We start from the raw sequence: 20,590 nt of genomic DNA, 5'->3' as shown, positions 1-20,590 counted from the left end.
AGGGTGAGGGTCGTCGTCGAGCAATCGAGTGTTCGACCCTCACCCTTCCCACGCGCTTCGCGCGCGGGCCCCTTCCCTCTCCCGATGGGAGAGGGAGATTGGATCAACCCAATTTCTCCATCACTTCGTCGGAGACTTCGTAATTGCCCCACACCGTCTGGACGTCGTCATCGTCGTCGAGCGCGTCGATCAGCTTGAACAAGGTTCCGGCATCGCCTTCGTCGACCGCGACCATCGTCTGCGGGCGCCAGGCGAGCTTGGCGCCTTCGGCCTCGCCGAGCACCGGCTCGAGCGCCTTGGCGACTTCGTGGAGATCGCCCTGCGCGGTCCAGATCTCGTGGCCGTCCTCGCTCGACGTCACATCCTCGGCACCCGCTTCGAGCGCCGCCTCGAACACCTTGTCGGCGTCACCGGCCTTTGCCGGATAGTTGATCAGGCCCATCCGATCGAAGGCATGGCTGACCGATCCCGGCGCGCCGAGATTGCCGCCGTTCTTGCTGATCGCGGTGCGCACGTTGGTGACGGTGCGGTTGCGATTGTCGGTCAGCGTTTCGACGATCAGGCTCACCCCGCCGGGGCCGAACGCCTCGTAGCGGATTTCCTCGTAATTCTCGGCATCGCCCTTGCTCGCTTTGTCGATGGCCCGCGCGATATTGTCCTTGGGCATCGACTGCGCCTTGGCAGCGTTGACCGCCGCGCGCAGCCGCGGATTCATGTCGGGATCGGGCAAGCCCATCTTGGCCGCGACGGTGATTTCGCGGCTGAGCTTGGAGAACATGCCCGAGCGCTTCTTATCCTGCGCGCCCTTGCGGTGCATGATGTTCTTGAATTTGCTGTGACCAGCCATGGTACCATTCCCGTTCGGGCTGAGCTTGTCGAAGCCCCGTTCTTCTTCCTCCGCGATTAGAAGAAAATCCGGCCCTTCGACAAGCTCGGGGCGAACGGGGAGGTGTTTGGAGCAGCCTTAGTGCAGGCCCAGCGCCTGGCGATAGGTTTCGAGCAAGGCGTCGGCCTCGTCGCGGTGATGCTTCTCCATCTTCCGCAGGCGGACGATGTGGCGCATCGTCTTGGTGTCGAAGCCGGTCGACTTGGACTCGGCATAGACGTCCTTGATGTCGTCGGCGATGCCCTTCTTTTCTTCCTCGAGGCGCTCGATCCGCTCGATGAAGAGGCGCAATTGTTCGGCGGAAACTGAATCGGACATTGGACGCTCCTGCTGGTCTGACGCCGCGCCCGCGCAGGGCCGCAGCTGCGGCCCCGGGGATCGGCGAGGAAGATGGAACGGCGCGCTTAAAGGACACAGGCGCCGGGCTCAAGTGCTACCGGCCGGGCTCGCTCATCGACGGCGGATCGCTCGCCGGAAAGCTCTCGTCGAGCGCATCGTCCAGCAATTCCTCGCGGTGATTTTTTGCAATGCTCTCCTCCATCCGCGCGATTTGCTCGGGGCTGGCCGGCTTCTGGAACTGCCTCTTCCATTCGGCGAAGGGCATGCCGTAGACGATCTCGCGCGCCTCATCCTTCGACAGGCTGCCGTCCGCCTCCTGGATCCAGTCGCCCAGGCAATTGCGGCAGAAGCCGGCAACCCCCATCAGATCGATATTCTCGGCATCGCTGCGATGGCGCAGATGGCGAACGAGCCGGCGAAACGCCTCGGCCGCCACGGCATCGTCTATAGTCTCGAGTGTCGGCACCGTGCACCTCCGTGGTTGATCCACACGGATTAACGGTTAGAGGCAGGCGCGCACAAGGAATGACAGCGATGACAAAGGCCATAAGCCCCCGCAGCCGTAAAGTCCGTATCCTCGCGACGCTGGGCCCGGCGAGCAACACCGTCGAGATGATCGAGCGCCTGTACGAAGCGGGGGCCGATGCCTTCCGCGTCAACATGAGCCATGGCGACCAGGCATCGAAGGTGCCGGTGATCGCCGCGATCCGCAGCCTCGAGAAGAAGTTCGGACGGCCGACGACGATCCTCGCCGATCTTCAGGGACCCAAATTGCGCGTCGGCAAATTTGCCGAGGGCAAGGTGGTGCTGGAAACCGGACAGGAATTCACGCTCGATCGCGACTCGACGCCGGGCGATTCGACTCGCGTCGAGCTGCCGCACCGCGAGATCTTCGAGGCGGCGCATCCCGATGCGCGGCTGCTGCTCGACGACGGCAAGATGGTGCTGCGGGTCACCGCGGTCGAGAAGGACAAATTGATCACGCGCGTCGAAGTCGGCGGGACCTTGTCCAACTCCAAGGGGCTCAACGTTCCCGACATGGTGCTGCCGATGGCGGCGCTGACCGACAAGGACCGCAGCGACCTCGCCTTCGCGGTCGAGCAGAATGTCGACTGGATCGCATTGAGCTTCGTCCAGCGCCCCGAGGATCTGATGGAGGCGCGCCGGCTGATCGGCGGCAAGGCGGCTTTGCTCGCCAAGATCGAGAAGCCGAGCGCGATCACCCGGCTCGAGGAAATCGTCGAGCAATGCGACGGCGTGATGGTCGCGCGCGGCGACCTGGGCGTCGAATTGCCGCCGCAGAGCGTGCCGCCGCTGCAGAAGCGCATCGTCGAGACTGCGCGGCGGATGGGCCGTCCGGTGATCGTCGCCACGCAGATGCTCGAATCGATGATCGATTCGCCGTCGCCGACGCGCGCCGAAGTCTCCGACGTCGCCACCGCTGTCTATGACGGCGCCGATGCGATCATGCTCTCGGCCGAAAGCGCTGCGGGCAAATGGCCGGTCGAATCGGTGGCGATGATGAATTCGATCGCCGACGCAGTCGAGCGCGACCCCGCGCATGGCGATCGCGTCCATTTCACCATCACCCGCCCCGATCCGACCACCGCCGACGCGCTCGCCGAGGCAGCGAAGAACATCGCGCGCACCGTTTCGGCATCGGCGATCGTGTGCTTCACCAGCTCGGGCTCGACGGCGCGGCGAATCGCCCGCGAGCGGCCGACCGTGCCGATCATGGTGCTCACCCCCAAGATCGAGACTGCTCGGCGCTCGGGCCTGCTGTGGGGCAGCCACGCGGTCCACACCCGCGACGTCGAATCGTTCGAGGAGATGGTCGCCAAGGCCAAGCGCATGGCGCTGCGCCAGAAGCTGGCCGGCGCGGGCGACCGCATCGTGGTCTGCGCCGGCGTGCCGTTCGGGACTCCGGGCTCGACCAACGTGCTCCACGTGGTGACGATACTCGGCGATGAGCTCAAGAATTATCAGGGGCCCGAGGGCGGCTGAGGTCAGGCGAGGCTGTACGCCGCGGGATGGTCGCGCAGCGCGCCATCCCGGGTGAGCAGCTTGGCACCGAGTTGCTGGGCGTGGAGCAGGAGAAGCTCGTCGAACGGATCGGTGTGCGCGAGCGAAGGTTCCAGCGCGGTCGCGACATCGGCCGCGGTCAAATCCATAACCGCGAAATCATTGGCTCGGACAAGCTCCAGTGCGGTTGGTGCACTCATCCGGCCCTTCGGCTGCCCCTTGGCGTCCAGCGATCGCCATTTGAACCGGATCTCGATGATCGAGACGCTGGACACCAGAATCTCATGCCCCTCCCCGAGAAACTGAACCTCGTGGAGCTTCAGATTGGCAAAATCGATCGTCAGCCAGATCAGAAAATGCGTGTCGAGCAGGATCCTCATCGCGGCTCGAGGTCAGTGTCCTTGTCGAGACCCAATACCTTGCGGCTGAACGCCGGGTCATCGAACTCTGCAGGCCAGGGATCGAAGTCGAGCTTGTCGAGCCCCATTTCCTTGCGGACGCGCGCGGCGCGTTCGAAGTCGAAGCCCTTCTTGGGCTGCTGGGGTGGACCGAGCTCGGCGATGGCCTTGCCGTTCTTGGTGATTGTGACGCGCTCGCCCTTCTCGGCGGCTTCGAGCGCGGTTGCGAAATTGGCGCGGGCCTCGCGGACGGACATCTTCATGGCTGCCTCCGTTGTGTACGCAGTGTACACCTGCACGAAGCTTCAGGCAAGCAATCCCAGCCGCACCAGTTCGGCGCGGAAGTCCTCGGCAGATGTGAACAGCACGCCGTGGATGCCTGCAGCGTTGGCACCGTCTATATTGGCGGCGCTGTCGTCGACGAACACTGCGTCGGGCCCTTCCAGGCCAAACCGACCGAGCGCCAGCGCGTAGATCGCGGGATCCGGCTTCACCAGCTTCTCGTCGCCCGAGACCAGGATGTCGCGGAAGCGATCGAACAATTCGGCATGCAGCGGCGCCCAGGCGCGCCAGAACTCGCCCGAGAAATTGGTGATCGCGAACAAGGGCACGCCGGCGGCATCGAGCGCCCGGACGATCTCGGGCATGCCGGGTACGGGGTCCTCGAGCGTCTCGTTGAAACGCGGCCCCCAAGCCTGGATCAGCTCGGCATGCTCGGGATGTGCGGAGGCAAGCTCCGCCGAGGTCTCGGCGAAGGGACGGCCGGCGTCGTGCTGGAAATGCCAGTCCTTGGTGACGACATTCGCCAGAAACGCGTCGAGCGCCTGATCGTCCTCGATCAGACGCTCGTACAATTTCCGCGGCTGCCAGTCGAAAAGGACGTTGCCGACATCGAAGATGACGGCGGACGGCGTCCCCACGGCCGAAATCAGCCCTGGCGGGCTTTGAACCGGCGGTTGGTCTTGTTGATCACGTAGATCCGCCCGCGGCGACGAATCACGCGGTTGTCGCGGTGGCGACCCTTGAGCGACTTCAATGAATTCACGATCTTCATGACCGATTCGCTTCTCAAATATCTGATGCTGGAAAAGAGGCGCCCGCCTAATGGGGGAGCACGCCCAAGTCAAGGCGCTGGCGCCCTTGTGGAACCGACTCCCACAGGGCAGGGTTGAACTGCGGCGGGGTGTTCTCCCCGCGAGACAGGAGGCGTACCCCGTGAACAAGGTTCTCAGCATCGCAGTGGCGGGCGCCGCTTTGCTCGCGGGCGGCTGCACCACCAGCACGCGCACCGCGCCGGTGGAAGTCACGCGCTACCATCTCGGCCAGCCGCTGGAGCGCACCACCGTGGCAGTCGAGCCGATGACCGGCGCGGCGCAGATCAGCCCCGAATATCAGCTCTATGCCGACGCAGTTGCCACCGAGCTCGAGCGGCTCAGCTATGTCCGGTCGCGCAGCGACATGGCTTCAGGCTATATCGCGGCGGTGTCGTTCACGCGTGCCTCGCGCGGCAGCTATCGCGAGCAGCCGCCCGTCTCGATCGGGCTCGGCGGCGGCGGAATCAGCGGCGGGCGGCGCGGCGGCGGCGTGGGACTCGGCGGCGGACTGTCGTTCGGCATCGGCGGCAAGACCCGCGAAGTGACCGGCACCGAACTCGCGGTCCAGCTGCGCCGGCGCAGCGACAACACCACGGTATGGGAAGGCCGCGCGGTCACCGAATCGGTGAGCGGCAAGCCGGGCAGCGATCCGCGTGAGGCGGCGGCACGGCTCGCCCAGGCGTTGTTCAGGGACTTCCCAGGCGAGTCCGGGGTGACTACCACGGTCAAATGAGCATCCAGATCAACGCCGCATTCGACGCCGGCAATATTCGCGTGGTGGCAATCGACGGCGACCGAGTCGATCTCGAGATCGCCAAGGATCACTTGTCCGACTTCTACCAGTGGTTCCATTTCCGGCTGGCGGGGGCGAAGGGCCGCACGCTGACTTTCCGCATCCTCAACGCCGGCGGCTCGGCCTATCCGTTCGGCTGGCCGGGCTACCGGACGCGCTGGAGCACCGACCGCGAGAATTGGCGGACCACCGACACCGATTATGCGGGCGGCGTGCTGAGCTTCACCCGCACGATCGACACCGACCTGGTCTGGTTCGCCTATTTCGCGCCTTATTCGATGGAGCGGCATCACGATCTGGTGACGCGAATCGCCGCGCAGCCGGGCGTCAGCCATCGCGAACTCGGCCAGACCCTCGATGGGCAGCCGATCGACTATCTGAGCCTGGGCGAAGGCCCCAAGCAAGTGTGGCTCTATGCCCGCCAGCATCCCGGCGAGACGATGGCCGAATGGTGGATCGAAGGCGCGATCGAGAAACTGGTCGACCTCGACGACCGGACCGCGCACGCGCTGCGCCAGAAGGCGACCTTCCACATCGTGCCGAACATGAACCCCGACGGGTCGCGCCGCGGGCATCTTCGCACCAATGCCGCGGGGATCAACCTCAACCGCGAATGGCATTCGCCGACTCCCGAAAAGAGCCCCGAAGTCCTCGCGGTGCGCAACCGGATGGACGAGACCGGTGTCGATTTCGCGATGGACGTCCATGGCGACGAGGCGATCCCCGCCAATTTCCTCGCGGGCTTCGAAGGCATTCCGAGCTGGACCGACGAACTGGGCGAGAAATTCTACAATTTCGCGCGCCGCCTCGCCGACACCACCCCCGAATTCCAGCTCGACCTCGGCTATGACAAGGCCGCGCCGGGCAAGGCAAACCTCTCGATGTCGACCAACCAATTGGCCGAGCGCTTCGGCGCGGTCTCGATGACGCTCGAAATGCCGTTCAAGGACCATGACGCCAATGCCGACCCCGAATTTGCGTGGTCGCCGGCGCGGTGCAAGATCCTCGCGCATGCCTGCCTCGACACCCTCGCCGGCATGATCGACGAAATCTGATGGAAATCCGCGAGGGGGGACTGGACGACCCGCAGGTCGTCGCACTGCTCAACGTGCATTTTCAGGGAATGCTCGCGAACTCGCCTAAAGACAGCTGCCACTTCCTCGACCTTTCCGGGTTGCGCGCGCCGGGCGTGACCTTCTGGTCGGCATGGGACGGCGAGGATCTGCTCGGCTGCGCCGCGCTCAAGCAGCTCGATTCGCAGCATGGCGAGATCAAGTCGATGCGCACTGCGGCGGAGCATCTGCGGCGCGGCACCGGCGCCGCGTTGGTGTCGCACATCCTCGGCGTGGCGCGCGCGCGGGGTTACAAACGGCTGAGTCTCGAAACCGGATCGGGCGAGGCCTTCGACGCCGCACATGCCCTCTACCGCCAGTTCGGCTTCACCGAATGCGCGCCGTTCGCCGACTATAAGGCAGACCCGTTCAGCCGCTTCCTGTCGCGGGTGCTCTAACCCTCCTCGATCGTCCGCTGCTCGGCGGTGCCGATGGCGAGCTCGTGCCAGTCGAGCGCCTCCTGCAGCCGCTCGAATTCCTCCGCGCCGATCGCATCCTCGTCGCGCAAAGCGTGGAGCCGCGCGCGCTGCGCGGTGATCGCCTTCAGCTTGAGCCGCTGGCGCGCGAGGAAGTCGCCGCACGCCTCGCCGCCGTCGACCGCGCTGCGATCGATCTCGAACTGGCGGCGTATCTCGTCGGCGACGCGCCCCTGCGGACCGGCCACGGCTTTGAGGGCCGCGTCGGCGAGCGCGCGTTGCGCCTCCACGCGCTCCGCATGATCGTCATCCTCGTTCAGTCCGAGCAGACGGATCAGCGGCGAGAGCGTGAGGCCCTGCAATACCAAGGTGGCGAGCACCACGGCGAACGCCGAGAGGACGATGAGGTCGCGCTGCGGGAAATCTCGGGGCAGCGCGAAGGCCGTGGCGAGGGTGACCAGCCCGCGCATCCCGCACCATCCGATCACCACCGCCTGCGTGAAGCTCGCCGGGCTGGCCTCGCCGCGCAGCCACGCGAACCGCGCCGCCAGCCGGTTATAGATCAGCACCCAGACCAAGCGGGTGACGATGACGCCGGCGACGACCATCGCCGCGACTCTCGCGGCCTCGCGCAGCCGATCGGGAGTCATCGCGCCGATGATCGAATGCGCCTGCATCCCCATCATCAGGAACGCGACGACGTTGAGCACGAACACCGCGACGCCCCACACCGCGAACGACTGGACGCGATCGCGCGCATGGATCTTCATGCGCGGATCGTTGGCGATGAACATCGCCATGGTGACGACGCACAATACTGCCGACAGCCCGAGCCGCTCGGCGATCAGCCAGGCGACGAAGGTGTTGACGAATTCGAGCAGATTGCCGCCGAACGAGCCGCGCGTGTGCGGAATGATGAAGCGGAACCCCCACGCCATCGCCAGCCCGAGCGCGATCCCGCCGGGAACCGCCAGTCCCAATTGCAGCCCGACCACGCCGTCGATCGTGCCATGGCTTTGAATCGCGACGGCGGCACTGAACAGCAACAAGGACGTCGCATCGTTGAGCAGGCTCTCGCCGGTGAGCACCTGCGTCGTGCGCCGCGGGAGCGACGCCGAGCGCAGCACCGTGGTCGCGGCGGCGGCATCGGGGGGCGCGACGATCGCCCCTAGGGTGATCGCGGCAGCGAGCGGAAGCCCGGCGAATGCCCAGCCGATCCACGCCACTACGGCAGTGGTCAACAGCACAGCAACCACCGCGAGCGCGACCAGCGGGCGCCACAATTTGCGTACGGCGGCGAGCGGAAAGTCGAATGCGGCGTCGAGCAGCACCGGCGCGATGAACAGCGCCAGCATGGTATGCCCGTCGATTGCGATCTCCGGGCTTCCCGGCACCAATGCGACGATAACCCCCGCGGTGGCGAGCATCGTCGGATAGGGAATCCAGGTCCGCCGCGCGACCTGCAGCAATATGACCGCCAGGAGCAGCAGCGCGACGAGGCTTTCGAAAAAGGTCATTACGCGCGCCAACGCATCAGAAAGCGATTCAGGCGAACAGCCTCTCGAGGAAGTCGGTCATCGCGCGCCAGCTGCGACGATCGGCGCGCGGCTCGTAGGCGATATCGCCCGGCCCTGCCCTTCCGGAATCGGTGAAGGCATGGCCGGCATGGCCATACGCGTGAAGCTGCCAGTCCGCGCCGCTTTGGGTGAGTTCGTTGGCCAGCGCGACGGTCGCCTCGGGCGGCGAGATCGGGTCGTCCCAGCCATGGCAGATCAGCAGCTTCGCCGCGATCGGCACCACGCTCGGATAGCTCGGCGGGTCATAGACGCCGTGAAACGACACCCCGCCGAGGATGCCCAGCCCGGCGCGCGCCATGTCGAGCACGCACTTGCCACCGAAGCAGAAGCCGATCGCGGCCGCCTTTTCCGGATCGGCCTGCGGCAGGGCTTTCAATGCCGCCAGAGAAGCCGCGAGCCGGTCACGGAGCAGCGGGCGATCGGCGTTGAGTTCGTCCATGTAGCGGCTGCGGTCGTCGGATTGCAGCGTGGTGCGCTTGCCCTGCCCGAAGACATCGGCGACGAGCGCGACATAGCCGAGCGCGGCGAGCGCATCGGCCTTGAGATTGTCGGCTTCCTTCTGCCCGAGCACGTTCGGCAGGACGAGCACGCAGGGGCGCGTGCCCTCGACAGCGTCCTCCCAAGCCGCGACACCCTCGAACGGACCGCCCGGCCCGTCATAGAGGATCGTTTGTCTTGCGATCGCCATAACAACTCCGTTCGTGCTGAGCTTGTCGAAGCACTGTTTTTCTTTCTATCAGCGCGGTGCAAAAGAACAGGGCTTCGACAAGCTCAGCCCGAACGGGTTGAGGGTCGGCCCCCGGAACCGGAGCCCTAGATGACCAAGCTCGTCCTGATCCGCCACGGCCAGTCGGCGTGGAACCTCGAGAATCGCTTCACCGGCTGGTGGGACGTCGACCTGACCGAATTGGGCGTCCAGGAAGCCTGGGCGGCGGGCGAGCTGCTCAAGGAGAAGGGGCTCGACTTCGACCTGACCTTCACCAGCTTCCAGAGCCGCGCGATCAAGACGCTCAACCTCGCGCTCGAGGCGATGGGGCGGCTGTGGCTGCCCACCGAGAAGAGCTGGAAATTGAACGAGCGCCATTATGGCGGGCTGACGGGGCTCAACAAGGCCGAGACCGCGGCGCTGCACGGCGACGACCAGGTCAAGATCTGGCGGCGCAGCTTCGACATCCCGCCGCCGCTGCCCGAGGAAGGTTCAGCCTGGGATCTGGCGAGGGACGAACGCTACAAGGGCGTGCCGATCCCGCAGACCGAAAGCCTCAAGGACACGATCGCGCGCGTGCTGCCCTATTGGGAAGAGCGGATCGCGCCGGAGATCCGCGCGGGCAAGCGGGTGCTGGTCTCGGCGCACGGCAATTCGCTGCGGGCTTTGGTCAAGCATCTCTCGGGGATCCCCGACGAGGAGATCGTCAACCTCGAGATCCCGACCGGTCAGCCGATCGTCTACGAGCTCGACGAGGCGCTGGTGGCGACCGATCGCTATTATCTGAGCGAGCGGTGATTTTCTTAGTCCTTCCCCTTCAGGGGAGGGAGCTCAAGCATGTTGCCCTCTCCCCCCTCCCCCACTAACAACCGCGCTTCCGCAACACGGGGCAGGCATGTCGGACGCAACTAAAGTCGGCATCATCATGGGCAGCACGTCCGACTGGGAGACGATGCGCCATGCGTCGCGCGTGCTCGACGAACTCGGCGTGGCGCACGAGACCAAGGTCGTCTCGGCGCATCGCACCCCGCAGCGGCTCTACGATTATGCCCACACCGCCGCCGACCGCGGGCTCAAGGTGGTGATCGCCGGCGCAGGCGGCGCGGCGCATCTGCCCGGGATGGCGGCGTCGATGACGCATCTGCCGGTGCTCGGCGTGCCGGTCGAATCCAAGGCGTTGAAGGGCGTCGACAGCCTCTATTCGATCGTCCAGATGCCCGGCGGCGTACCCGTCGGCACGCTGGCGATCGGCAAGCCCGGCGCGATCAACGCAGGCCTGCTCGCCGCGGCGATCCTCGCGACATCGGACGACGCGCTCGCCGACCGGCTCAAGGCGTGGCGTGCGGCGCAGACCGACAGCGTGGCGACCGACCCCGAATGAGCGTATTGCCTCCCGGATCGATGATCGGAATCCTCGGCGGCGGCCAGCTCGGGCGGATGCTCGCGGTCGCCGCGGCACAGCTCGGCTATCGCACCCACGTGCTAGCGCCCGATGCCGAGAGCGTCGCCGCGCAGACCGCCTCCAGCTACACCCGCGCCGATTATCACAGCCGCATCGTTCTCGACGAAGTCGCCGACCAGACCGACGTCGTGACCTATGAGTTCGAGAATATCGCGATCGGACCGGTCGAATATCTCTCGGGCAAGGTGCCGGTGCGCCCTGGTCCGCAGAGCCTGTCGATCGCGCAGGATCGCGCGCGCGAAAAGGCGTTCGTCGGCGCGCTCGGCGGGCGCACCGCCCCATGGGCGCCGGTGTCGACGCTGGAGGAGCTCAAGGCCGCGATCGATCGGATCGGTGCCCCCGCGATCCTCAAGACGCTGCGATTGGGCTATGACGGCAAGGGCCAGGTGCGCATCCGCGAGGCCGGCGAAGTCGAGGCTGCCTGGGCCGATATCGGCGAGCGGCCGGCGATCCTCGAAGGCTTCGTGCACTTCAGCCACGAATTCTCGATCATCACCGTGCGCGGGCTCGATGGCGCGCTGACCAGCTACCCGCCGCCGTGGAACGAGCATAAGGACGGCATCCTCGCGCGCTCTACGCTCCCCGCTCCTGCCGAGATCGCGCGCCACTGGGCCGAGGCCGCGACGCTGGCCGGGCGCGTGGCCGAGGCACTCGGCCATGTCGGGGTGCTGACCCTCGAATTCTTCGCGACCGAGGACGGGCCGGTGTTCAACGAAATGGCGCCGCGGGTGCACAATTCGGGGCATTGGACGATCGAGGGCGCCGAGACGTCGCAATTCGAGAACCATATCCGCGCGATCTGCGGGCTGCCGCTGGGCAGCACTGCGCTTACCGGCAGCCATGTCGAGATGATCAATCTGATCGGCAGCGACGCCGACCAATGGCCCGAACTGCTCGCCGAGCCGGGAACGCACCTGCACCTCTACGGCAAGGGCAATGCCCGGCCGGGGCGCAAGATGGGGCATTTGACGCGGGTGAAGCGCTGACCCATCCTCCCTCGCGCAGCGGGGGAGGATTTAAGAAAAAGGCCCGCCTCCTTTCGGAAGCGAGCCCTTTCATCCACTAAAGGCGAAACCCTCAGCCGCGCGTACCGTTGATCGGGAAGCTGCCGAACGCGCCAGCGGTCACAGTGCCGTTGAGCGCATCGCCGTCGACGGTCGCCTCGACGGTGAGCGTCATCGGCATCGGCACGGTGATGTCGAGCGAGAAGTTCAGCGTGTCGCCGTCGACCTTGCCGTCCTTGATGTCGGTCGTGCCGAGCCCGCCCGAGAAATTGCCGGTGAAGCTGTCCCCCGCGCTCTGCACGGTCAGCACTGCCTGCTGGTCGCCCATCGGCGACTTGGTCACCGTGTTCCAGCTGCCATCGACATTCGCCATCTCGTCTCTCCTGGTCCGGAAATTACTTCGACGCGGCGGTCGCGGCCGAACCCGCCACCGACGCTGCGGGGACCACCTCGACAGGCAGGCCGAGGCTGTCAAGCTGCGGCTTGACCTTCGCGGCATCGCCGACGACCACCCAGACGAACTTCTTCGGGTCCAAAGCCGCGCGTGCCGCAGCGTCAAGCTGGGCGACGGTCATCGTCCGATATTTTTGCGTCACGGTGTCGTAGAAATTGTCCGGGCGGCGGCGCAGGTCGTTCTGCTGCATCGCGGTGAGCACCGAGCCCGATGTCTCGAATCGGCCGGCGAGCTCGCGGGTGGTGCCGTTGATCTCGCGAGACAATTCCGCATCGGTGACGCCCTTGGTCGACAGGAAATCGGTCACCTGCTGCTGGAGCGCCTTGATCGAGTCGCCGGTGCGATCGGCCTGGACGGGGGCGCTGATCGTGTAGGGCACTGCCTTTTCGAGCCAGTCATAGCCGCCGCGCGCGCCGTACGACCAATGCTTGTTCTCGCGCAGCTCCATGTTGATCCGCGACAGGAAGCCCGCGCCGAGCACCTGGTTGGCGGTGATCTGGGTCAGCAATTCGCTCGACGGATCGAGCTGGGTCATCTGCGCCGCAAGGATCAGCGACTGCGGCGAATCGGGGCGGTCGACGAGCAGGATCTTGGGGGCGACTTGCTTCGGCGCAACGGCGAACGGCTTGGCGCCTGCCGCGCCCTGCCCCTTCCAATTGCCGAAGCGCGCCTCGAGCGCGGCCTTGACCTCGGCAAGCGGGCGATCGCTGACAACGAAGATCTTGGCTTTGTCGGGCCTGATCCACGCGCGGTAGAAAGCGAGCAGATCGTCGCGGGTCAGCGCCTTCACCGCCACGGGGTCGCCGCCACCCGCGGCAAGCTTGGCATAGGGATTGCCAGCGCCGTAGATCAGCGGCGGCAGCGCGCGATTGGCGAGGCCCTGCGGATTGGTCAACTCGGCGGCGATGCCGGTGAGCTGAGTCGCGCGCAGCCGCTCGACTTCGTCGGGAGCGAAAGCGGGGTTGCGCACGACATCTGCGAACAAGTCGAGCGCGCCGGCGAGGTTGGGGCTCGGTGCCGCGACCGACAAATAGGTGCGGTCGGCCGAGCTGCCGGCGCCGATCGTCGCGCCCAGCCGCTCGCGCGCCTCGGCGATCGCGATCGAATCCTTGCTGGTGGTGCCCTCGTCGAGCAGCGACAATACGAGGTTCTGGGTACCGAGCTTGTTCGCCGGATCGGCAGCGACCCCCGCGTCGAAGCTGATCACCACCTGCGTCGTCGGCACCGCGGTGCGATTGGCATAGACGATCTCGACGCCGTTGGAGAGCTTGGCGCGGCTGACATCGGGGAAGTCGAGATCGCCGATCTGGGCGACGTCGGGCAGCGCGCCGCGCGTACCCTTGACTGCCTCGGCCTTGGGCGCAGCGGCGACGGGCTTGGCCGCCGGTACCGCGGCCGCCTCCTGATAGGCCTCGCGCTGGCCGGGCTCGACCATGATCGTCAGCGACGGACGCTCGAGCCACTTGCGACCCGCGGCCTGCACCTGCGCCGGGGTGACCCGCGCGGTCTGCTCGAGCTGCTTCTTGAAGAAAGCCGGGTCGTTCGAATAGAGTTCGCCCGAGGCCAGGGCGACTGCCTTGCCGCCGAACCCGCCGACCGATTCGAGCCCGAAGATACGTCCCGACACCGCCTGCGTGGCGACGCGCTGGACCTCGTCCGCGGTCGGGCCGTTTCGGATCAGGTCGGCGACGATCTCGTCGAGGCGCTTGGCGACCAGATTGGCATCGACCCCCGGCTTGACGATCGCCTGGACCTGGAAGATGCCGAGCTGCGCCATCGACTGGATGCCGGCCGAAACCTCCACCGCGAGCTTTTCCTTGCGGACCAGCGCATTGTCGAGCCGCGAGCTGGCCAGCCCGCCGAGCACGTCGCCGAACACGTCGAGCGACACCGATTCGGGATCGTTGATACCCGGCACCGCCCAGCTGCGCAGCACCATCGTCGCCGCGACGCGGTCCTTCATCACCACCGTCTTCGACTGTGGCAATGTCGGAATCTCGACCTTGGGCAGCGTGCTCTTCGGCCCGGCCGCGATCGAATCGAAATATTTCTCGACCAGCGGACGCGCTTCCTTGGCGTCGACGTCGCCCGCGATCACCAGCACCGCGTTGTTCGGGCCGTAATGCGAGCGGAACCAGCTCTTGACGTCGTCGAGGCTGGCGGCATCGAGATCGGCCATCGAGCCGATCACGTTATGGCCATAGGCGTTGCCCGCGAGCAGTTCCTCGAGCAATTTGTAATAGACCAGGCCGTAGGGCTGGTTGTCGCCCTGGCGCTTCTCGTTCTGGACGACGCCGCGCTGCTCGTCGAGCACGTCCTGGGTAATCGCGCCGAGCAGATAGCCCATCCGGTCGCTCTCGAGGAACAGCGCGCGGTCGAGCGCCGGGCGCGGCACGGTCTCGAAATAATTGGTGCGGTCGAAGCTCGTCGTCCCGTTGAAGTCGGTCGCGCCGACTTGCTTGAGCGGCTCGAAGAAATCGCCGGGCGCGTTCTCCGATCCGTTGAACATCAGATGCTCGAACAGATGCGCGAAGCCGGTCTTGCCCTGCGGCTCGTGCTTCGAGCCGACATCGTACCAGGTCGACACCGCGACGATCGGTGCCTTGCGATCGGTGTGGACGATCACCCGCAGGCCGTTCTTGAGAGTGAACTCCTCATAGGGAATGTCGACGCGCTTGACGAGTTCGGCGACCGGCACCGGCTTGGCGGTCTGCTGCGCGGCGGCCGGCGTCGAAGCGGCGGCGAGCGCGATCGTCGCCGCGCTGCAGTACATCAGAAACGATTTCATGTGGTGATCTTCCCGGGAGCATCGATGCGCCGAACATAGCGTGGACAGTATCCGCTGCAACCGAATCCGTAGACGCTTGCGGCCCATCGCTTTTCGGCTAGCCTGCGCCCGCCAACGCCTTTCGAAAGACCCCCGCAACATGCGCGTTCCGATGCTCCTCGCCGGGCTGTTGCTCGCCGCCGCGCCGCTGGCCGCGCAGTCCCGGGCCGTCGCTGACGAACCGCAGTTCAGCGCGGCGGAAATATGCAGGCACGTGACCTTCCTCGCCGACGACCGGCTCGAAGGCCGCGACGCCGGCACCCCGGGGCACGAGATCGCCGCGCACTATGTTGCCGACCAGTTCGCCGCGCTGGGGCTGAAACCCGGCGGCACCGACAAGGACTGGTTCCAGCAAGTGTCGCTCGCAGAATACGGCCTTGACGATCGCCATCCCGCCACGCTGCGGGTGGGGACGCACGCCTTCGCCAATGGCAGCGACGTCCTGATCGCGCCGTCGCCGCGCTTCGGCACCGCCACGCAGACCGTCACCGGCGATGCGGTTTTCGTTGGCTATGGGGTGGATGCACCCGAACTCGGCCATCAGGATTATGCCGGGCTCGACGTGCGGGGCAAGTTCGCGGTGATGCGGCTCGGCATGCCAACGGGGCTTCCCCAAACCACCGCGGCGCGGATCAATCGCGAGCGCGGCATGACCGCGGCAAGGCACGGCGCAATCGGCATATTGTATGTCGTCGGGCCCAACGAGCAGCGGCAATGGCGCCAGGCGTCGGACACGCTGCTCGAAGACACGACCAAATGGCTGAGCGATCAGGGCTTCCCCGACGGCCACGACCCCGGCGTACGGATCGGCGCCTATCTCAACAGTGCCGCGGCCAAGGCATTGTTCGCCGGCAGCGCGATGCGCGTCGAGCAGGTCTTCGCCGCTGCGCCCCAGCGCCGCCTCGCGGGCTTCGCGCTGAAACCGCGCGTAACGCTGGCGCGCACCAGCAAGGTGAAGGCCTATCGCAGCCCCAACGTGATCGGGGTGCTGCCCGGTTCCGACCCCGCACTGGCGGACCAATATGTCGTGCTCAGCGCGCATCTCGATCATGTCGGCCGCGACCCGCATCTGCCCGGCGACAAGATCCACAACGGCGCGATGGACAATGCCGCCGGCGTCGCGACGATGCTCGAGGCGGCACGGGCCTTCGCTACGGGCAAGGTCCGGCCGAAACGATCGATCCTGTTCGTCGCGCTCACAGCCGAAGAAGACGGGCTGCTCGGCTCGAGCTATCTCGCGCAGCATCCGGTGACCGGCGCCGGCCGCCTCGTCGCCGACGTCAATCTCGACATGCCGATCCTGCTCTACGATTTTCAGGACGTCATCGCGTTCGGCGGCGAGCATTCGACGATGGGCGAGATCGTCGCCCGCGCCGGGGCGCGGATGGGGGTTCGCGTCTCGCCCGATCCGATGCCCGAGGAGCAGTTCTTCGTCCGCTCGGACCATTTCAACTTCGTCAAGGCAGGGGTGCCTTCCATCTTCCTGATGACCGGCTTCGCCAATGGCGGCGAGAAGGCCTTCCGCGACTTCCTCGCGAACAATTATCATCAGGTGTCGGATCAGATCGACTTGCCGTTCAATTGGGAAGCCGGCGCCAAATTCGCCCGGCTCAATTACTGGATCGCGCGCGAAGTGGCCGACGCGCCGGAGGGACCGCGCTGGTATCAGGGAGACGCGTTCGGCGAGCGCTATGCGAAAGACGCTCCGAAGGCGCCGCGGCCGCCGGTGCGCTGACACCGCCAAGTCCCGCCGAAGCGGCGCGAGTTGGCCTTGCGCTTTCCCCAGCCTCGTGCAGCCTCGGCGGCGAAGAAGGAATGCGCATGGCCGACCATCGACATCGCGACTCTGCCGAGCGGCCGACTCCACGCGCACCGGCGCTGGCGATGCCCGCCTCTCCGCTTTCGGCCCAACTAAACGCCCGCCCTGCCGTGTCCGCCGTGTCGCAGATGGCGACGCGGCTGAACGCGCGGCCCGCCGAGCCCGCGAACCGCACCGGCTTGCCCGATGGCTTGAAGGCGGGGGTGGAACAGCTTTCCGGCGTGCAGCTCGACGATGTCCGGGTCCATCGCAATTCGAGCCAGCCGGCACAGATGCAGGCATCGGCCTTTGCGCAGGGAAGCGACATCCATCTCGGCCCGGGCCAGGAACATCATCTCGCGCATGAGGCCTGGCACGTCGCCCAGCAGAAGCAGGGCCGGGTTCGCCCGACGCGGCAGTTGCGCGCGGCGCTGCCGGTCAACGACGATCCCGGGCTCGAGCGCGAAGCCGATACGATGGGCGCGCGCGCCGAACGGCTGGCGCCGGACACGATCCAGGCCAAGGGGCTCGCCGACATTTTGCTCGGCCGCCCCGCCCCCGACAGGTCCACGGCGCCGGCGCAATTCGATGGCCTCTCCGCGAAACTGATCGACGAGGATGAAGTAACGATCGAAGGCGAAGGCGATTTCGTCTGGTATGTGGGCGGCGAGAATCAGAGCAAGAAGATGAGCCACATCCACTTGTACGCAGTGAGCGCGGAAAAGCTGACCGGCCAGTTGACCGTGCGCAATCGGGAGTCCGATGCGGGTGGCATCGACATCAAGTCCAAAAAACTCGCGGAAGAGGATATTCGCGCGGAGGTGATCGAGAAATTCGGCGCCGAGGAATCCGGCAAGGAAACGCGCGATGCGGTGACCAACGACCTCAAGGAGCTCGTCGACTATGTAATCAACAAATGGGAGCGCGAGATAAAGGACCAATAGCAGACAGCCCGCTGCCACGCCTGCCCTTGTGTTGCACAATGGCAACACTACATCGGCCGCGTAATCATAAGGGGCCGATATGAACCTCGAGAAATTCACTGACCGCGCCAAGGGCTTCCTCCAGTCGGCGCAGACCGTCGCGATCCGCATGAGCCACCAGCGGATCGCCCCCGAGCATCTGCTCAAGGCGCTGCTCGAAGACGAACAGGGCATGGCGAGCGGGCTGATCGCAGCTGCGGGCGGAGACGCCAGGCGTGCGCTGGCCGAGACCGACGCGGCGCTCGCCAGGATTCCCGCCGTGTCGGGCGGCGGCGCGCAACAGACGCCCGGGCTCGACAATGACGCAGTGCGCGTGCTCGATTCGGCCGAGCAGGTCGCGACCAAGGCGGGCGACAGCTTCGTCACCGTCGAGCGGCTGCTGCTCGCGCTGACGCTCGCCACCACGACGACCGCGGGCAAGGCGCTCGCCACCGCCGGCGTGAAGCCCGAAGCGCTCAACGTGGCGATCAACCATCTCCGCAAGGGCAAGGCCGCGGACACCGCCGGCGCAGAGGACCGCTACGACGCGCTCAAGAAATTCGCGCGCGACCTCACCCAGGCCGCCCGCGAGGGCAAGCTCGATCCGGTGATCGGCCGCGATGAGGAGATCCGCCGCACCATCCAGATCCTCGCGCGCCGCACCAAGAACAATCCCGTCCTGATCGGCGAGCCTGGCGTCGGCAAGACCGCGATCGCCGAAGGCCTCGCGCTGCGCATCGTCAATGGCGACGTGCCCGACGGGCTCAAGAACCGCGCCTTGATGTCGCTCGACATGGGCAGCCTGATCGCCGGCGCCAAATATCGCGGCGAGTTCGAGGAGCGGCTCAAGGGCGTGCTCGACGAAGTGAAGGCGGGCGAAGGCGACATCATCCTGTTCATCGACGAGATGCACCAGCTGATCGGCGCGGGTAAGACCGAAGGCGCGATGGACGCGGGCAATCTGCTCAAGCCCGCGCTGGCGCGCGGCGAGCTGCACTGCATCGGCGCGACCACGCTCGACGAATATCGGAAGTATGTCGAGAAGGATGCGGCGCTGCAGCGGCGCTTCCAGCCGGTGTTCGTCGGCGAGCCGACCGTCGAGGATACCATCTCGATCCTGCGCGGACTCAAGGAGAAATACGAGCTGCACCACGGCGTCCGCATCACCGACGCCGCGATCGTGGCCGCCTCGACTCTGTCGAACCGCTACATCACCGATCGTTTCCTGCCCGACAAGGCGATCGACCTGATGGACGAGGCAGCGTCGCGCATCCGCATGGAAGTCGAATCCAAGCCCGAGGAGATCGAGACTCTCGACCGGCGGATCATCCAGCTCAAGATCGAGCGCGAGGCGCTGAAGAAAGAGACCGACGCGGCGTCGAAGGACAGGCTCGCGACGCTCGAGGCCGAGCTCGCCAATCTCGAACAGCAATCGGCCGTGCTGACCACGCGCTGGCAGGCCGAGAAGGACAAGATCAACGCCGAATCCAAGCTCAAGGAACAGCTCGATGCCGCCAGGCTCGAACTCGACCAGGCGCAGCGCGCCGGCGATCTCGGCAAGATGGCCGAGCTCAATTACGGCACGATCCCGGCGCTGACCAAGCAATTGGCCGAGGCCGAGCAGCAGACCGGCAACGCCATGCTGCGCGAGGAAGTCACTGCCGACGACATCGCCGCAGTGGTGGCGCGCTGGACCGGCATCCCGATGGAACGGATGCTCGAAGGCGAGCGCGAGAAATTGCTCCACATGGAGGAAGCGCTCGGCAAGCGCGTGATCGGCCAGGCAGAGGCGGTGAAGGCGGTGGCGACCGCAGTGCGGCGGTCGCGCGCCGGGCTGCAGGATCCCAATCGCCCGCTCGGCTCGTTCCTGTTCCTCGGACCGACCGGCGTCGGCAAGACCGAGCTGACCAAGGCGCTCGCCGAATTCCTGTTCGACGACAGCAATGCGATGGTCCGCATCGACATGAGCGAGTTCATGGAGAAGCATTCGGTTTCGCGGCTGCTCGGCGCCCCTCCCGGCTATGTCGGCTATGAGGAAGGCGGCGTGCTGACCGAAGCGGTCCGCCGGCGCCCCTATCAGGTCGTATTGTTCGACGAAGTCGAGAAGGCGCATGCCGACGTGTTCAACGTCCTGCTGCAGGTGCTCGACGACGGCCGGCTCACCGATGGCCAGGGCCGCACGGTCGACTTTTCGAACACGATCGTGATCCTCACCTCGAACCTCGGTTCGCAATTCCTGACCAATCTCGCCGACGGGCAGAGGGTCGAGGATGTCGAGCCGCAGGTGATGGAGATCGTCCGCGGGCATTTCCGCCCCGAATTCCTCAACCGGCTCGACGAGATCATCCTGTTCCACCGGCTCGCGGCGGACCACATGGCGCCGATCGTCGACATCCAGGTCGGCCGGGTGAGCAAGCTGCTCGCCGACCGCAAGATCAAGCTCGACCTGAGCGACGCCGCGCGCGGCTGGCTGGGTCGGGTCGGCTATGATCCGGTCTACGGTGCACGCCCGCTCAAGCGCGCGGTGCAGCGCTATCTGCAGGATCCGCTGGCCGACCTGATCCTGCGCGGCGACGTCAAGGACGGATCGACGGTGCACATCGACGAAGGCGATGGCGCGCTGAAGCTGAGCGTGGGGTAAAGGGACTTCTTACCTCTCCCTGTGGGAGAGGTAGCAGAGCTTGGCAGCTTGCTGCCTAGCGGCGCCAGGTGAGGGTTTCCCGCTCTCGTTAGGCGATCC

At 66.1% G+C, this 20,590-nt stretch carries 21 protein-coding genes; 10 read left to right on the top strand and 11 right to left on the bottom strand.

Going from position 1 to position 20,590, the window contains the following annotated elements; all coding sequences use genetic code 11:
- Window positions 1-103: 103 nt before the first annotated feature.
- The 3 genes from E5A73_RS14025 to E5A73_RS14015 all read right to left on the bottom strand — a co-directional run bounded on the left by E5A73_RS14025 (window position 104) and on the right by E5A73_RS14015 (window position 1,691).
- Entirely contained in the window at window positions 104-847 is a 744-nt protein-coding gene (locus E5A73_RS14025) for a YebC/PmpR family DNA-binding transcriptional regulator (protein ID WP_135964462.1), read from the bottom strand.
- A 117-nt stretch (window positions 848-964) separates the two neighbouring features.
- Window positions 965-1,204, bottom strand: coding sequence for a DUF2312 domain-containing protein (locus E5A73_RS14020; RefSeq protein ID WP_077510005.1), 240 nt, complete (start codon window positions 1,202-1,204; stop codon window positions 965-967).
- Window positions 1,205-1,319: 115 nt separating this feature from the next.
- Window positions 1,320-1,691 (bottom strand): DUF1244 domain-containing protein, encoded by a 372-nt coding sequence (locus E5A73_RS14015; protein ID WP_135964461.1) that lies wholly within the window; start codon window positions 1,689-1,691, stop codon window positions 1,320-1,322.
- 68 nt (window positions 1,692-1,759) lie between these two features.
- On the opposite strand from E5A73_RS14015, the gene pyk reads away from it, so the two are divergent.
- Window positions 1,760-3,229 (top strand): pyruvate kinase, encoded by a 1,470-nt coding sequence (pyk, locus tag E5A73_RS14010; protein ID WP_135964460.1) that lies wholly within the window; start codon window positions 1,760-1,762, stop codon window positions 3,227-3,229.
- Window positions 3,230-3,231: 2 nt separating this feature from the next.
- Here the strand turns inward: pyk and E5A73_RS14005 are convergent, their stop codons facing one another.
- From E5A73_RS14005 to ykgO, 4 genes are read right to left on the bottom strand one after another with little or no spacing between them, the layout of a single operon-like run.
- Window positions 3,232-3,627, bottom strand: a complete 396-nt coding sequence (locus tag E5A73_RS14005; protein WP_135964459.1) for a type II toxin-antitoxin system VapC family toxin — start codon at window positions 3,625-3,627, stop codon at window positions 3,232-3,234.
- Window positions 3,624-3,908: a type II toxin-antitoxin system Phd/YefM family antitoxin gene (locus E5A73_RS14000; protein WP_135964458.1), complete on the bottom strand. Its 285-nt coding sequence runs from the start codon at window positions 3,906-3,908 to the stop codon at window positions 3,624-3,626. Before E5A73_RS14000 ends, E5A73_RS14005 begins: the two co-directional genes overlap by 4 nt.
- 42 nt (window positions 3,909-3,950) lie before the next feature.
- Window positions 3,951-4,565, bottom strand: a complete 615-nt coding sequence (locus E5A73_RS13995; protein ID WP_135964457.1) for an HAD family hydrolase — start codon at window positions 4,563-4,565, stop codon at window positions 3,951-3,953.
- Between the two features lie 8 nt (window positions 4,566-4,573).
- Complete coding sequence (gene ykgO / locus E5A73_RS13990; protein ID WP_066482602.1) at window positions 4,574-4,699, bottom strand: type B 50S ribosomal protein L36; 126 nt, start codon at window positions 4,697-4,699, stop codon at window positions 4,574-4,576.
- A gap of 161 nt (window positions 4,700-4,860) precedes the next feature.
- On the opposite strand from ykgO, the gene E5A73_RS13985 reads away from it, so the two are divergent.
- Genes E5A73_RS13985 through E5A73_RS13975 form a run of 3 tightly spaced genes read left to right on the top strand, consistent with a single transcriptional unit; the run spans window position 4,861 to window position 7,042 of the window.
- On the top strand, window positions 4,861-5,472 hold the full coding sequence (locus E5A73_RS13985) for a DUF4136 domain-containing protein (RefSeq protein ID WP_240700184.1): 612 nt from the start codon (window positions 4,861-4,863) through the stop codon (window positions 5,470-5,472).
- Window positions 5,469-6,587: a M14 family metallopeptidase gene (locus E5A73_RS13980; RefSeq protein WP_135964455.1), complete on the top strand. Its 1,119-nt coding sequence runs from the start codon at window positions 5,469-5,471 to the stop codon at window positions 6,585-6,587. Before E5A73_RS13985 ends, E5A73_RS13980 begins: the two co-directional genes overlap by 4 nt.
- Window positions 6,587-7,042 carry a GNAT family N-acetyltransferase gene (locus E5A73_RS13975; protein WP_135964454.1) on the top strand — a complete coding sequence of 152 codons (456 nt, stop codon included), beginning with the start codon at window positions 6,587-6,589 and terminating at the stop codon, window positions 7,040-7,042. The genes E5A73_RS13980 and E5A73_RS13975 overlap by 1 nt, the downstream gene beginning before the upstream one ends.
- On the opposite strand, the gene E5A73_RS13970 is transcribed toward E5A73_RS13975, so the two are convergent.
- Together E5A73_RS13970 and E5A73_RS13965 are read right to left on the bottom strand one after the other, a co-directional pair.
- A complete protein-coding gene (locus E5A73_RS13970) occupies window positions 7,039-8,577 on the bottom strand; it encodes a cation:proton antiporter (RefSeq protein WP_135964453.1) in 1,539 nt (512 codons plus the stop codon). The two genes, E5A73_RS13975 and E5A73_RS13970, sit on opposite strands and share 4 nt — an antisense overlap.
- A gap of 28 nt (window positions 8,578-8,605) precedes the next feature.
- Entirely contained in the window at window positions 8,606-9,325 is a 720-nt protein-coding gene (locus E5A73_RS13965; protein WP_135964452.1) for a dienelactone hydrolase family protein, read from the bottom strand.
- Window positions 9,326-9,454: 129 nt separating this feature from the next.
- On the opposite strand from E5A73_RS13965, the gene gpmA reads away from it, so the two are divergent.
- The 3 genes from gpmA to E5A73_RS13950 all read left to right on the top strand — a co-directional run bounded on the left by gpmA (window position 9,455) and on the right by E5A73_RS13950 (window position 11,791).
- A complete protein-coding gene (gpmA, locus tag E5A73_RS13960; RefSeq protein ID WP_135964451.1) occupies window positions 9,455-10,141 on the top strand; it encodes a 2,3-diphosphoglycerate-dependent phosphoglycerate mutase in 687 nt (228 codons plus the stop codon).
- A gap of 97 nt (window positions 10,142-10,238) precedes the next feature.
- Window positions 10,239-10,724, top strand: coding sequence for a 5-(carboxyamino)imidazole ribonucleotide mutase (gene purE, locus E5A73_RS13955; RefSeq protein WP_135964450.1), 486 nt, complete (start codon window positions 10,239-10,241; stop codon window positions 10,722-10,724).
- Complete coding sequence (locus tag E5A73_RS13950) at window positions 10,721-11,791, top strand: 5-(carboxyamino)imidazole ribonucleotide synthase (protein WP_135964449.1); 1,071 nt, start codon at window positions 10,721-10,723, stop codon at window positions 11,789-11,791. The genes purE and E5A73_RS13950 overlap by 4 nt, the downstream gene beginning before the upstream one ends.
- Window positions 11,792-11,882: 91 nt before the next feature.
- Here E5A73_RS13950 and E5A73_RS13945 read toward each other — a convergent pair whose 3' ends face one another.
- Both E5A73_RS13945 and E5A73_RS13940 read right to left on the bottom strand, forming a co-directional pair.
- Window positions 11,883-12,182 (bottom strand): hypothetical protein, encoded by a 300-nt coding sequence (locus E5A73_RS13945; protein WP_135964448.1) that lies wholly within the window; start codon window positions 12,180-12,182, stop codon window positions 11,883-11,885.
- Between the two features lie 22 nt (window positions 12,183-12,204).
- On the bottom strand, window positions 12,205-15,051 hold the full coding sequence (locus tag E5A73_RS13940; RefSeq protein ID WP_135964447.1) for a M16 family metallopeptidase: 2,847 nt from the start codon (window positions 15,049-15,051) through the stop codon (window positions 12,205-12,207).
- Between the two features lie 139 nt (window positions 15,052-15,190).
- Here E5A73_RS13940 and E5A73_RS13935 point away from each other — a divergent pair, with 139 nt between their 5' ends.
- The 3 genes from E5A73_RS13935 to clpB all read left to right on the top strand — a co-directional run bounded on the left by E5A73_RS13935 (window position 15,191) and on the right by clpB (window position 20,491).
- The gene (locus E5A73_RS13935) at window positions 15,191-16,825 is read left to right on the top strand and encodes a M20/M25/M40 family metallo-hydrolase (RefSeq protein ID WP_240700183.1); all 1,635 of its coding nucleotides are present in this window, start codon (window positions 15,191-15,193) and stop codon (window positions 16,823-16,825) included.
- Between the two features lie 86 nt (window positions 16,826-16,911).
- Complete coding sequence (locus E5A73_RS13930) at window positions 16,912-17,832, top strand: eCIS core domain-containing protein (RefSeq protein ID WP_206366496.1); 921 nt, start codon at window positions 16,912-16,914, stop codon at window positions 17,830-17,832.
- 79 nt (window positions 17,833-17,911) lie between these two features.
- Entirely contained in the window at window positions 17,912-20,491 is a 2,580-nt protein-coding gene (gene clpB / locus E5A73_RS13925; RefSeq protein ID WP_135964445.1) for an ATP-dependent chaperone ClpB, read from the top strand.
- The last annotated feature ends 99 nt before the right edge of the window (window positions 20,492-20,590 follow it).

The organism is Sphingomonas gei, assembly GCF_004792685.1.
Taxonomy (GTDB): domain Bacteria; phylum Pseudomonadota; class Alphaproteobacteria; order Sphingomonadales; family Sphingomonadaceae; genus Sphingomonas; species Sphingomonas gei.
Note: the sequence above shows the minus strand (reverse complement) of the source record. Positions and strands in the feature narration are given on the sequence as shown.

Bases quoted from the DNA above. Each gene is read 5' to 3' on its own strand.
- E5A73_RS14025 (WP_135964462.1), bottom strand. From the start codon at position 847: ATGGCTGGTCACAGCAAATTCAAGAACATCATGCACCGCAAGGGCGCG.
- E5A73_RS14020 (WP_077510005.1), bottom strand. From the start codon at position 1,204: ATGTCCGATTCAGTTTCCGCCGAACAATTGCGCCTCTTCATCGAGCGG.
- pyk (WP_135964460.1), top strand. From the start codon at position 1,760: ATGACAAAGGCCATAAGCCCCCGCAGCCGTAAAGTCCGTATCCTCGCG.
- E5A73_RS14005 (WP_135964459.1), bottom strand. From the start codon at position 3,627: ATGAGGATCCTGCTCGACACGCATTTTCTGATCTGGCTGACGATCGAT.
- E5A73_RS14000 (WP_135964458.1), bottom strand. From the start codon at position 3,908: ATGAAGATGTCCGTCCGCGAGGCCCGCGCCAATTTCGCAACCGCGCTC.
- ykgO (WP_066482602.1), bottom strand. From the start codon at position 4,699: ATGAAGATCGTGAATTCATTGAAGTCGCTCAAGGGTCGCCACCGCGAC.
- E5A73_RS13980 (WP_135964455.1), top strand. From the start codon at position 5,469: ATGAGCATCCAGATCAACGCCGCATTCGACGCCGGCAATATTCGCGTG.
- E5A73_RS13975 (WP_135964454.1), top strand. From the start codon at position 6,587: ATGGAAATCCGCGAGGGGGGACTGGACGACCCGCAGGTCGTCGCACTG.
- E5A73_RS13970 (WP_135964453.1), bottom strand. From the start codon at position 8,577: ATGACCTTTTTCGAAAGCCTCGTCGCGCTGCTGCTCCTGGCGGTCATA.
- E5A73_RS13965 (WP_135964452.1), bottom strand. From the start codon at position 9,325: ATGGCGATCGCAAGACAAACGATCCTCTATGACGGGCCGGGCGGTCCG.
- gpmA (WP_135964451.1), top strand. From the start codon at position 9,455: ATGACCAAGCTCGTCCTGATCCGCCACGGCCAGTCGGCGTGGAACCTC.
- purE (WP_135964450.1), top strand. From the start codon at position 10,239: ATGTCGGACGCAACTAAAGTCGGCATCATCATGGGCAGCACGTCCGAC.
- E5A73_RS13950 (WP_135964449.1), top strand. From the start codon at position 10,721: ATGAGCGTATTGCCTCCCGGATCGATGATCGGAATCCTCGGCGGCGGC.
- E5A73_RS13945 (WP_135964448.1), bottom strand. From the start codon at position 12,182: ATGGCGAATGTCGATGGCAGCTGGAACACGGTGACCAAGTCGCCGATG.
- E5A73_RS13940 (WP_135964447.1), bottom strand. From the start codon at position 15,051: ATGAAATCGTTTCTGATGTACTGCAGCGCGGCGACGATCGCGCTCGCC.
- E5A73_RS13935 (WP_240700183.1), top strand. From the start codon at position 15,191: ATGCGCGTTCCGATGCTCCTCGCCGGGCTGTTGCTCGCCGCCGCGCCG.
- E5A73_RS13930 (WP_206366496.1), top strand. From the start codon at position 16,912: ATGGCCGACCATCGACATCGCGACTCTGCCGAGCGGCCGACTCCACGC.
- clpB (WP_135964445.1), top strand. From the start codon at position 17,912: ATGAACCTCGAGAAATTCACTGACCGCGCCAAGGGCTTCCTCCAGTCG.